Here is a 12798-nt window from a genome sequence, read left to right as displayed (position 1 = left end):
GTTCCTGAGCCTATCCGCCCACGGAGGCGTGTTCGTCCGGCGGTTCTGCCGGAACCTCGTCCTGGACACCCGTCGGGTCCTCGGTGAGCAGCCGTTCCAGCGCCGCGCGGTCCGGGAGGCCGTCCGGTCGTACGACCTCGCCGTCGCGGACGTACAGGAACGCGGCCGTGACGGATTCCAGGGGCACTCCCTGCCGCTCGGCCCAGCCCAGGCGGTACAGCGCGAGCTGGAGCGGGTCGGCCGTGCGGCCGTGGCCGGTCTTCCAGTCGACGATCTCGTACGTCGTCTCCTCGCCTTCGCCGTTCCTGTAGACGGCGTCGATCCGGCCGCGGACGACCCGGCCGGCGATCGCGAGCTGGAAGGGCGCCTCGACGCGGTACGGGGTGCGGTGCGCGTAGGGACTGCGTTCGAAGGCGTCCTTCAGGGTCTCCAGGTCGTGCTCGTCGGCGATCTCCGCCTCGCCGCCGGGCAGGTCCTCGGGGTCCAGCATCGGCAGCCGCAGTTCTTCGAAGCGGGACTCCACCCAGGCGTGGAAGCGCGTGCCCCGGCGTGCGGCGCGCTGCGGGGGGCGCGGCATGGGGCGGGCTAGTTCCTGCGCGAAGCCGTCCGGGTCGGCGGCCAGACGCACCAGCTGGGAGGCGGTGAGCGAGGCGGGCAGGGGGACGTGGGTGACGCTCGCGCGGGCGCGCATGAGCTCTCCGGTGAGCGCGTCCAGGTCGCGGTCCCAGGACGCGAGGGTGCGCGCCTCCTCGGGCGTGAAGCGCTCACTCCCGGTCTCCCGGGGGTGCCGGCGGGTGGCGGGGCCCTGGGCCTGGTGCGGCACCGTGGGACGTTCGCTCCCGCGGCCGGCCGGGCGCTCTCCCGGCCGCTCCGTCGCCCAGGAGTCCCAGTCCGAGTCGTCGTCTTCGGGAAGGGTGCCTTCGGGAAGGGCGCTATCCGGGACGCCGCCCCGCGGGGAGTGCTCTCCGGGAAGGCTCCCTCCGGGGAACTCGTCCTCGGGGAGGCCGTCCTCTTCGTAGTCGTCGTACTCGTCGTAGGGCGGGGTGTCGTCCTCGGGCGGGGGCGGCCATTCCGGATCGTCGTGCGAGCCGGGGTCGTGGGCGGCCGGGTACGGGTGCCGCTTGCCCCTGCCCGCGTCGGCGCCCGGGTGGGCCTCGTCGTGGGAGGCGACCCGCTCCAGGTGGGCGAGTACGGTCTCCGCCGCCGCGCGGCGGCGGGCGAGGGCCTCGTCGTCGAGCGGGAGCGGCCAGGCGTGGTCGGCGGCCGCCGCGCGCAGGGCCGGGTTCTCCTCGTCCTCGGCCGGTTCGTCCGCCCAGACCTCGATCTCGCCGTGTCCGGCCACGCAGTGGTCGTGGAGGGCGTGCAGGAAGTCCGAGGGGCCGCGCGTCCGCTTCTGGGAGGGCCCCCACCAGTGGCCGGAGCCGAGCAGGAGCGAACGGGGGCGGGTGAACGTCACGTAGCCGAGGCGCAGTTCCTCGGTGTGCTGGTGCGCCTTCATGGCCTCGTGGAAGGCCTTGATGCTTTTGGCGTCCCAGGTGTCGACGTCGGGCAGGGTGTCGGCGTCACCGCGCAGCCGGTGCGGCAGGACCTTGCCCTGGGCGGTCCATTTCTCGCGGCCCTGGCCGCTGGGGAAGGTGCCGTCGACGAGGCCGGGGACGGCCACCACGTCCCATTCCAGGCCCTTGGACTTGTGCGCGGTGAGCACCTTGACCGTGTTCTCGCCGCCGGGCAGGGCGTTGTCCAGCCCCTTCTCGTACTGCGCGGCGGTGCGCAGGAACCCGAGGAAGGCCAGCAGGCTCGCCTCGCCGTCGCCGGAGGCGAAGGACGCGGCGACGTCCAGGAAGTTGGACAGGGTCTCGCGGCGGCGGGCGGCCAGGGCGTGCGGGGACGCGGAGAGCTCGACCTCGAGGCCGGTGACGGCGAGGACCCGGTGCAGGACGTCCATGAGCGGGTCGGCCAGCGAGCGGCGCAGGTCGCGCAGTTCGGCGGCGAGCCGCGCGAAGCGCACGCGCGCGTCCGGCGAGAAGGGCAGCCCGTCGTCGTCCCCCGCGGCCTCGAAGGGCGTCTCCAGGAACGTGTCGAGGGCGTCGGCGAGCGATATCACCTCGGCCGGGTCGACCCCCTCGACGGCCGCTGCGAGCCTGCGGTCCGGATCGTCGTCGTCGGCCCCCCCGCGCGCGTGGGACACGAGCAGCCGGGCGCGGCGCCCGAGGAGGGCGAGGTCGCGCGGGCCGATCCGCCAGCGCGGACCGGTGAGCAGCCGGACGAGGGAGGCGTTCGCCCCCGGGTCCTGGAGGACTTCGCAGACGGCCACCAGGTCGGCCACCTCGGGCAGGTGCAACAGGCCGGAGAGGCCCACCACCTCGACGGGGATGTCACGGGCGACGAGCGCGCCCTGGATCTCGGCGAAGTCGGTGGCGGTGCGGCACAGGACGGCGATCTCGGCGGGTGCCTTTCCGGTGCGGACGAGATGGGCGATCGAGTCGGCGAGCCAGCCGATCTCCTCGGCGTGGGTGCGCAGCAGCGCGCAGCGCACCAGGCCGTCCCGCTCGGCCCCGGGGGCGGGCCGCAGGGCCTCCACGCCCGCGTGCATGGCGCGCAGCGGCTCCGCGAGGCCGTTGGCGAGGTCGAGCAGGCGGCCGCCGCTGCGGCGGTTCTCGCTGAGCGACTGGCGGGTGGCGGGGCGGCCGTCGGGGCGCGCGAAGTGCTCGGGGAAGTCGTCGAGGTTGGCGACGGAGGCGCCGCGCCAGCCGTAGATCGCCTGGCAGGGGTCACCGACCGCCGTGACGGGGTGCCCTGTGCCGCCACCGAACAGCCCGGCGAGCAGGATGCGCTGGGCCACCGACGTGTCCTGGTACTCGTCCAGCAGGACCACCCGGAACTCGTCGCGCAGGATCTCCCCGACCTCGGGACGGGTACTGGCGAGGGTGGCCGAGAGGGCGATCTGGTCGCCGAAGTCGAGGAGGTCGCGCTCGCGTTTCGCCGCGCGGTAGCGGCCCACCAGCTCGGCGAGTTCGCGCCGGGCCGCGGCGGCCTCGGGGACCTTGCGCAGATCCGCGTTGGTGAGTCGCGCGCTCTCCAGGGTGCGCAGCAGCTCGGCGTCGTGGGCACGCAGGTCCCCGGCCGTCACGAGGTGTTCGGAGAGCTCGGAGTCGAGGGTCAGGAGGTCCCCGACCAGGTCGGGGAAGGAGCGGGTCAGTGCCGGGTACGGGCCCGGTGCCTCGCGCAGCACGCGCGCGGCGAGCTGGTAGCGGGTGGCGTCGGCGAGGAGCCGGGACGTCGGTTCGAGACCGATGCGCAGGCCGTGGTCGGTCAGCAGCCGGCCCGCGAAGGCGTGGTACGTGGAGATGACCGGCTCGCCCGGCGGGTTGTCCGGGTCGATGACGTCCGGGTCGGTGACTCCCGCCTTGACGAGCGCCTTGCGGACCCGTTCGGCGAGTTCGCCCGCCGCCTTGTTGGTGAACGTCAGACCGAGGACCTGCTCGGGGGCCACCTGCCCGGTGCCGACCAGCCACACCACGCGGGCCGCCATCACCGTGGTCTTGCCCGAACCCGCTCCGGCCACGATCACCTGCGGGGCGGGCTCCGCTGTGATGCACTCCGTCTGTTCCGGGGTGAACGGGATGCCGAGGAGCTCTTTGAGCTGTTCGGGGTCGGTGATACGGGCGGGCATGTCGCAGAGGCTAGCGGCGTCCGCTGACAGCGGTGGCCAGATCGGCGCAGATCGGCGCCCGGGGTGAAAGAACAGCAGGTCAGCACATGTGGTGCTATGCGTCACTCGCTGACGTCATGTCCCCGGAGCAGCTCAGTCGACCACCTGGCGGCCCTCCGGCCGGGCACTGCAGGACGCCCGGAAGGAGCAGTGCGTACAGTGCTGACCCGTCGTCGGTGAGAACCGCTCGTCGAGGACCTTGCCGGCGGCGTTCGCCAGCAGGTCGCCGACCCACTCGCCCTCCAGCGGCTCCTGCGCCTGCACCTTGGGAAGGGTCTCGCCGCCGTTCTTCTTGGCAGCGCCCTGGCGGAGCTGGACGAGTTCGGCGCCGCCCGCTTCGGGACGTACGCCGTCGAAGACGTCGTCGACCGCGCCTTCACCGACGGCGAGCTGGTAGACGGCGAGCTGCGGGTGGTGGGTCACCTCGGCGGCGCTCGGCGCCTGCTTGCCGGTCTTGAAGTCGACCACGTAGGCGCGGCCCTCGGTGTCGGCCTCGACACGGTCCATGGAGCCGCGGATGCGCACTTCGTAGGAGCCCGCTTCGAGCGTCACGTCGAAGTCGTGCTCACTGGCCACCGGCGTACGGCCGGTGCGGTCCATGACGTGCCACTTCAGGAAGCGTTCGAGCGCCACGCGCGCGTGCTCCTTCTCCTGCGCGGACTTCCAGGGCGCGTCGAAGGCGAGCGCGTTCCACACGGAGTCGAGGCGCTCCATAAGGACGTCGAGGTCCGCGGGGGTACGCCCGGACGCGACCTCGTCGGCGAGGACGTGCACCACGTTGCCGAAGCCCTGGGCGGCTGTCGCGGGCGCGTCGGCCTTCACCTCCCGCCCGAGGAACCACTGCAGGGCGCAGGTGTTGGCGAGCTGGTCGAGGGCGCTGCCGGAGAGCACGACGGGCTGGTCGCGGTCGCGCAGCGGGATCTTGCTCTCCGTCGGCTCGTACATGCCCCACCAGCGGTAGGGGTGCGCGGAGGGGACCAGCGGGCGGCCGTCCTCGTCGGCGAGCGCGGCGAGCCGCGCGAGGCGGCGGGCGGCGGCCTGCCTGAGGCTCTCCGAGACACGCGGGTCGACCGTGGTGGCGCGCAGCTCGGCGACCAGCGGGGCGACGGCCAGCGGGCGGCGCGGGCGGCCGGTCACGTCCTTGGGTTCGACGCCGAGCTCGGTGAGGAAACGGGAGGGCTGGTCGCCGTCGTCGGCCGGTGCCTTCACCGCCGTCACGACGAGCCGTTCACGCGCGCGGGTGGCGGCGACGTAGAAGAGCCGGCGCTCTTCGGACAGGAGTGCCCCGGGGGTGAGGGGTTCGGCGAGTCCGTCCCGCCCGATGCGGTCGGCCTCCAGCAGGGAGCCGCGGCGGCGCAGATCCGGCCACAGACCCTCCTGGACGCCCGCGACGACGACGAGGCGCCACTCCAGCCCCTTGGAGCGGTGGGCGGTCATCAGGCGTACGGCTTCGGGGCGGAAAGCCCTGCGGGTGAGCGTGTCGGCCGCGATGTCCTCGGCGTCGATCTCCTCCAGGAAGTTCAGGGCGCCACGGCCTCCGGTGCGCTCCTCCGCGCGTCCGGCGGTCGCGAACAGCGCGCACACGGCGTCGAGGTCCCGGTCGGCGTTGCGGCCGGCCGCGCCGCCGCGCCGGGCGGCCCGCTCCAGGCGCTGCGGCCAGGGTGTGCCGTCCCACAGGTCCCACAGGGCCTCCTCGGCCGTGCCGCCGCCCGCGAGACGCTCACGCGCCTTGCGCAGCAGCGCGCCGAGGCGCTGGGCACCCCGGGCGTACGCGGGATCGTGCGCGACGAGCCGCTCCGGCTCGGCCAGCGCGCGGGCTAGCAGGACGTCGGACGGCGGCGGTACGAGGTTTCCGCCGGCCCGCTCCTCCTCCCGCAGGGCACGCCCCAGGCGCCGCAGGTCGGCGGCGTCCATGCTCGCGAGAGGCGAGGCCAGGAGGGTGAGCGCGGTCTCGGTGTCGAGCCAGGACGCGGCGCGGACGCCGGCCGTCCCCTCCCGTGGATCTTCGGCGGCACCGGACATCCCGCCCGGATCGGACACCCCATCGGCGCCGGACATCCCAACCGCATCGGACGACTCTTCCGTATCGGACGGCCCTTCCGCATCGGACGGCCCTTCCGCATCGGACGGCCCTTCCGTACCGGTCTCCGACTCCGCACGGGCCACCGCCCGCAGGGCCGTCAGCAGCGGCGCGATCGCGGGTTCGTGCCGCAGGGGCAGATCGTCGCCGTCGATGTCGAGGGGCACGCCGGCCGAGGTGAGCGCCCGCCGGATCGTGGGGATCGTGCGGGAACCGGCGCGCACGAGGACGGCCATCTCTCCCCAGGGAACACCGTCCTCCAGGTGGGCGCGTCGCAGGATGTCCGCGATGTTGTCGAGCTCCGTCCCGGACGTCGGGTACGTGTAGACCTCGACGTGCCCCCCGTCCCGTACCGGGGACAGCTCGCGGTGGGCGCGCACCTTCTGCGCCGGCAGCCGGGTCAGCGGCATGCGCAGGGTGAGCCGGCGGGTGGCCTCCAGCAGATCGGCGCCCGAGCGGCGGGACGTGCCGAGAACCTCGACCGGGGCCGGGCGGCCGTCCACGCGCGGGAAGGCGTCGGGGAACTCCAGGATGCCGTTCACGTCGGCACCGCGGAAGGCGTAGATCGACTGGTCGGGGTCGCCGAAGGCGACGAGGGTGCGCCCGCCGCCGGCGAGGCCGCGCAGCAGCCGCACCTGCGCGGGGTCGGTGTCCTGGTACTCGTCCACGTAGACGGCGTCGTACTGCGCCGCGAGCCGCTCGGCGACCTCGGGGCGGCGGACGAGGAGCACCGCGCGGTGGACCAGTTCCGCGTAGTCGAGGACTCCTTGCATGTCGAGGACGTCGAGGTACTCGGCGAGGAAGGCGGCCGCCGCGCCCCAGTCCGGGCGGCCGATGCGCCGCGCGAAGGCCTCCAGGGCGTCGGGGCCGAGCCCGAGCTCCCGGCTGCGGGCGAGAACCGCGCGGACCTCGTCCGCGAAGCCGCGCGTGGTCAGGCAGGCGCGCAGTTCGTCCGGCCAGCGCACATGGGCGAGACCCAGCCGCTCCAGATCGGGCTGGCCCGCGAGCAGCTCACGCACGGCCACGTCCTGCTCGGGGCCGGACAGCAGCCGCAGGGGCTCCACGAACAGGTCGCTGTCCTGGTGGGCCCGGATCAGGGCGTAGCAGAAGGAGTGGAACGTGGTGGCCCGGGGCGCACGGGCGGCCCCTATGCGCAGCGCCATGCGGTCGCGGAGCTCGACGGCCGCCTTGCGGCTGAACGTGAGCACCAGGATCCGTTCCGGGTCGCCGCCGCGTTCGATCCGGGCGGCCACGGATTCGACGAGCGTGGTCGTCTTGCCCGTACCGGGACCCGCGAGGACGAGCAGCGGCCCGCTCCCGTGGTCAACCACCGCGCGCTGTCCTGCGTCAAGACGAGGGGGATCCACCCGGGCCGGGGCGGTACGCACCAGCCGGTACGCACCGCGGGCCCCCTGGCGCACGAAGGGGTGCGTCAGGCGCCTGGTGGAGGAAGTGGAGCTCACGTGGTTCGCCGGTCCTGGTGGTCGTACGGGTGGGCGGACGGCCGCGTGCAGGGCGGTGACCGCGGGGTGAGGGGGACGCGTGCCGACGACGCTACGCCGGTCCGGTTCACGGAAGGAGGGCTTCCGATTCTTCCCTCATGCCTCGCACGTCCCGTGCGTCCCATGGGGCACGAACGTACGGCATGTCACGGATGTGCCTCGTTTCCCTCGTACGGGCCTCAGTGTCCCCTTCGGCCCCGTGAATGCCGGAAGCTGTCAGGTGTGACCTTCCGCGCGTTCGCCGCCGTCCCATCGGGCCCGTCTCATGTCGACGCGTGGCAGATGACCCGCGGCGGCCCGGCTCGCCTCCTTCAGAGGCGTCCCCTCGGCGCGGTAGCGGGCCAGCGCGTCCAGTTCGTGGCCGGGCAGCAGCACACCGTCGGCACGCATGACGCGCCACCACGGAACCGCTCCGCCGTACAGGGCCAGCACCCGGCCCACCTGGCGCGGCCCGCCCTCTTCCAGCCATTCGGCGATGTCGCCGTACGTCATGACGCGGCCGGGCGGGATCTGCTCGGCGACGTCGAGGACCCGCTCCGCGTACTCCGGCAGCGCGTCCGCCGGAAGGCTCTCCTCGCTCATCCGCCCCATCCTGCCCCACCCCACCGACAACGCGACCCCGCGGCGACTGTGCATATTCCTTCCCGCCGGGTGACGCTTGTAGCAGATTGCGCGCCCCGCATTTGCACCCTGATGCCCCCGTGTGTCGGTCGGGCATGCCACCATCGTGCGGGCGGTGACTGGTGATACGAGATCAAGAAGAGACCATGAGGCAGCAGGGCGTGCACCCCGAAGACGCGGAGGGCACCTCCGCTGCCTCGTCACGCCCGGACACCGACGGCGTCGACGAGAAGGACTCGGACGACAAGACGAACGAGTCCGCCTCCGTGACGGGCGGGACGGACTCCGGCGAGGCCGCGGAATCCTCTCCCGAGGCCCGGGAGACCCCGTCTCCTGAGACCCGGGCGAACCCGTCCCTGACCCCCGGGGACGAGAAGCGGCAGGCCGAGCGCGGCACCCTCTGCGCGGACGAGGTCCACACGGACGAGGTCGAGGGCGACGAACCGCTGCTTCCCGCGCGCGTGCACCGCCCCTCCGACCTGATGCGGCTCCTGGTCGGCGTTCTCGCGATCGTGGTGCTGCTGGCCATCGCCGCGTTCGCGCACGGCACCACCTCGGGCCTCGAACAGGACATCAACAAGGGCACCGGGCAGGCACCCGATCTGCTGATCAAGATCGCCGGACTGGCGTCCAGCATCGCGATCCTGCTGGTACCGGTCGCCTTCGCCATCGAGCGGCTGATCAAACGGGACGGACTGCGCATCGCCGACGGCGTCCTCGCCGCGGTCCTCGCGCACGGAGTGACACTCGCCACGGACCTGTGGGTCGCCAAGGGCGCCCCCGGCTCCATCCAGGAGGCGCTCACCCAGCCCTCGCCCGGTGACGTCCACGCCCTCACCGACCCGGTGCACGGCTATCTCGCACCGGTCATCGCCTACATGACGGCGGTCGGCATGTCCCGCAGACCGCGCTGGCGCGGGGTCCTGTGGGTCGTGCTGCTCCTCGACGCCTTCTCCATGCTGGTCACCGGCTACACGACCCCGTTCTCGATCATTCTGACGGTGCTGATCGGCTGGACCGTCGCCTACGGGACGCTGTACGCGGTCGGTTCGCCGAACGTGCGTCCGACCGGACGGACGCTGATGGCGGGCCTTCGGCACGTCGGCTTCCACCCGGTCAGCGCGGCCCGCGAGGAGATGCCGGAGAGCACGGAGAGCGGAGACCGCGGCCGGCGCTACTTCGTCACCCTGGAGGACGGCCCGCCGCTCGACGTCACGGTCGTCGACCGCGAGCAGCAGGCACAGGGCTTCTTCTACCGCGTCTGGCGCCGGCTGACGCTGCGCGGCATCACCACGCGCCGCAGCCTCCAGTCACTGCGCCAGGCCCTGGAGCAGGAAGCCCTCCTCGCCTACGCGGCCATCGCGGCCGGCGCCAACGCGCCCAAGCTGATCGCGACCTCCGAGCTGGGCCCGGACGCCGTGATGCTCGTCTACGAGCACACCGGCGCGCACACCCTGGACTCCCTGCCCGACGAGCTGATCACCGACGAACTGCTGCGCGACACCTGGCACCAGGTGCAGGCGCTCCAGTCCCGGCGCATCGCGCACCGCCGGCTCGCAGGCGACGCGATTCTGGTGGATCGTTCCGGCACGGTGATCCTCACGGATCTGCGCGGCGGCGAGATCGCGGCGGGCGATCTGGTGCTGCGCATGGACATCGCCCAGCTCGTGACCACCCTCGGGCTGCGCGTGGGCGCCGAGCGCGCGGTGGCGTCCGCGGTGGGCGTACTCGGCCCTGACGCCGTCGCGAACTGCCTGCCCATGCTCCAGCCGATCGCGTTGACGCGCTCCACGCGCGCGACGCTGCGCAGACTCGCCCGGGAGCGCGCGCAGCGCGAACGCGAGGCGGTGCTGGAGGCCTCGCGTCAGGCCAAACTCGCCCGCGCCGCGGAAGCGGCCGAGGAAGGCGGGGAAGCGGCCCCGCCCCTGCCGGAGAAGGCCGGGAAGAAGGCCGTACGCGCGGAGCAGCGCGCCGAGAAGCGAGCCATCGACGAGGCCCTGGACGAGGCACGCGAAGAGGATCTGCTCACCCAGATCCGCCACCAGGTCCTGCTGATCAGACCCCAGGCACCCGTGGAGCCGGCCCGGCTGGAACGGGTCAAGCCCCGCACGCTGATCAGTCTCATCGCCGGGGCGATCGGCGCGTACTTCCTGCTCACCCAGCTCACCCACATCGAGTTCGGGACCCTCTTCGACAACGCCGAATGGGGCTGGGTCGCGGCGGCCGCGCTGTTCTCCGCCCTGAGCTACTTCGCGGCGGCGATGAGCCTCCTCGGCTTCGTACCCGAGCGGGTGCCCTTCCTGCGGACGGCGGCGGCCCAGGTCGCCGGCTCGTTCGTGAAGATCGTGGCACCCGCCGCGGTCGGCGGCGTCGCCCTCAACACGCGCTTCCTCCAGCGTGCCGGGGTACGGCCGGGGCTCGCGGTGGCCAGTGTCGGCGCGTCGCAGCTGTTCGGGCTCGGCTGCCACATCCTGATGTTGCTGTCCTTCGGCTATCTGACCGGTACGGAGAAGACGCCGTCCCTGTCGCCGTCCCGCACGGTCATCGCGGGCCTGCTGACGGTCGCGGTGTTCATCCTCGTGGTGACGTCGGTGCCGCTGCTGCGCAAGTTCGTCTCCACGCGCGTGAGGTCGCTGTTCGCGGGCGTCGTGCCGCGCATGCTGGACGTGCTGCAGCGGCCGCAGAAGCTCGTCACCGGCATCGGCGGCATGCTGCTGCTGACGGCCTGCTTCGTGATGTGCCTGGACGCGTCGATCCGGGCGTTCGGCAACGAGGAGACGACCTCGCTCAGCCTCGCCAGCGTCGCCGTCGTCTTCCTCGCCGGCAACGCACTCGGCTCGGCAGCCCCGACCCCGGGCGGTGTGGGCGCGGTCGAGGCGACCCTCACCGTCGGCCTGATCGCCGTCGGCCTGCCCAAGGAGGTCGCGGCGCCGGCGGTGCTGCTGTACCGGCTGCTGACACTGTGGCTCCCGGTGCTGCCCGGATGGCTGTTCTTCAACCACCTGACACGCAAGGGCGCGCTCTAGGGACCCGCGAGACCCCGCGCGAGGACCGCCCCTACGCGCCCGCACCGGCCCGTACCAGCGGCGGACCGGGCCCCCGGCCCTGTCCGTGACAGGGGTTGACGGCCAGCCCCTCCCCGTCCGTACCGGCGGCGGGCGGACGGCCCCGTCCCAGCCCGCGCCCATGGGCGCGGGCCCTCGGTCGCGCCCTCACCCACACGGCTCGCGCCCCGAGCGCCCCACCCCGCCCGCCCGCAGGATGGGGAACATGCCGAACCCGTCCCCGCGCGCCGCCGTGTTCGTCACCGCCGTCCTGCTGGCCTCGTGGGTGTCCGGTTGCAGCGGTGACTCCAAGGAGAAGGATCTGACGGCGCAGAAGCTGGACTGGAAGGCGTGCCCGGCGCCGTCCGAGGCCCAGGGCGGCGGCAGCGCCCCCTCGCCTCTGCCGGGTGGGGCGGAATGGCAGTGCGCCACCTTGAAGGTGCCCCTCGACTGGTCCGACCCCAAGGGCGACACGATCGGGATCGCGCTGATCCGGGCGAAGGCGAGCGGCGATCCCGGCAGGCGCATCGGCTCGCTCATCTTCAACTTCGGCGGACCCGGCGGCTCGGGCGTCGCCACGCTGCCCGCCTTCGGCCAGGACTACGACGCCCTGCGCACCCGGTACGACCTGGTGAGCTTCGACCCGCGCGGAGTCGGCCGCAGCGCGGGGGTGAAGTGCGAGAACGACCAGCAGCTCGACAGGTTCTTCCAGCAGGACGCCACGCCGGACGACGCCGCCGAGCAGCAGGCGCTCCTGCGGAACACCAGGACGTTCAACGCGGCCTGCGAGAACAACTCCGGCAAGGTCCTCCCCCATGTGCGCACGACGGACGCCGCTCGCGACATGGATCTGATGCGGCAGGTGCTCGGCGACGACAAGCTGCACTACTTCGGCATCTCGTACGGCACCGAACTGGGCGGCGTCTACGCCCATCTGTTCCCCAAGAACGTGGGCCGAGCCGTGTTCGACGGGGTCGTCGACCCGACCCAGAACGCGGAACAGAGCTCCCTCGGCCAGGCCAAGGGCTTCCAGCTCGCGCTGGACAACTTCGCCGAGGACTGCACCTCGAAGGTCGAGGACTGTCCCATCGGCGACAGCCCGCAGGACGTCAAGGACCGCATCGCCCGACTGCTGAAGGACCTCGACAGCAACCCGATCCCCGGTGTCTTCCCCCGCCGGCTCACCCAGACCGCCGCGACGAGCGGCATCGCGCAGTCGCTGTACTCCAAGGACTTCTGGGAGTACCTGACGGAGGGACTCCAACAGGCCTACGACGGCGACGGCAAGGTGCTGATGCTGCTGTCGGACTCGATGAACGGGCGCAGCGAGAACGGCCAGTACAGCAACATCACCCCCGCGAACATCTCCATCAACTGCGCCGACGACAAGCCGCGTTACACCGCGGACTATGTGAAGTCGAAGGTTCCCGGCTTCCGGGCCGCCTCACCGCTGTTCGGCGACTATCTGGCCTGGGGCATGGTCAGTTGCACCGACTGGGCGGTGCCGGGAGCCGCCGAGCACCCGGATGTCAGCGCCCCCGGCTCGGCGCCGATCCTCGTGGTCGGCAACACCGGCGACCCCGCGACGCCGTACGAGGGAGCCCGGGCGATGGTGAACGCGCTCGGCAAGGGCGTCGGAGTCGAGCTGACGTACAAAGGCCAGGGGCACGGGGCGTACGACAGCAGGAACAAGTGCGTGCAGGGTGCGGTGAACGGCTACCTGCTGGAGGGAACCGTGCCGTCGACCGGCACCGTCTGTTCCTAGAAAGCAGCAGGTCAGAGCGTTATCCACAGGCCTCGACGGTGGTCGGCGGCCGGCGCCTACTATGGCCTGCATGT

5 protein-coding genes are annotated in these 12798 nt (G+C 72.6%); 2 read left to right on the top strand and 3 right to left on the bottom strand.

Going from position 1 to position 12798, the window contains the following annotated elements:
• Positions 1-10: 10 nt before the first annotated feature.
• The 3 genes from OG410_RS27315 to OG410_RS27305 all read right to left on the bottom strand — a co-directional run bounded on the left by OG410_RS27315 (position 11) and on the right by OG410_RS27305 (position 7876).
• On the bottom strand, positions 11-3673 hold the full coding sequence (locus OG410_RS27315) for an ATP-dependent DNA helicase (RefSeq protein WP_329301558.1): 3663 nt from the start codon (positions 3671-3673) through the stop codon (positions 11-13).
• A gap of 132 nt (positions 3674-3805) precedes the next feature.
• Positions 3806-7255, bottom strand: coding sequence for an ATP-dependent helicase (locus OG410_RS27310; RefSeq protein WP_329301557.1), 3450 nt, complete (start codon positions 7253-7255; stop codon positions 3806-3808).
• 255 nt (positions 7256-7510) lie between these two features.
• Positions 7511-7876, bottom strand: coding sequence for an MGMT family protein (locus tag OG410_RS27305; protein ID WP_329301556.1), 366 nt, complete (start codon positions 7874-7876; stop codon positions 7511-7513).
• A gap of 185 nt (positions 7877-8061) precedes the next feature.
• Here OG410_RS27305 and OG410_RS27300 point away from each other — a divergent pair, with 185 nt between their 5' ends.
• Both OG410_RS27300 and OG410_RS27295 read left to right on the top strand, forming a co-directional pair.
• On the top strand, positions 8062-10941 hold the full coding sequence (locus tag OG410_RS27300; RefSeq protein WP_329301555.1) for a lysylphosphatidylglycerol synthase transmembrane domain-containing protein: 2880 nt from the start codon (positions 8062-8064) through the stop codon (positions 10939-10941).
• Between the two features lie 244 nt (positions 10942-11185).
• On the top strand, positions 11186-12724 hold the full coding sequence (locus OG410_RS27295) for an alpha/beta hydrolase (RefSeq protein ID WP_329301554.1): 1539 nt from the start codon (positions 11186-11188) through the stop codon (positions 12722-12724).
• The last annotated feature ends 74 nt before the right edge of the window (positions 12725-12798 follow it).

Origin of the sequence: Streptomyces sp. NBC_00659, assembly GCF_036226925.1 — a bacterium.
Lineage (GTDB): Bacteria > Actinomycetota > Actinomycetes > Streptomycetales > Streptomycetaceae > Streptomyces.
Note: the sequence above shows the minus strand (reverse complement) of the source record. Positions and strands in the feature narration are given on the sequence as shown.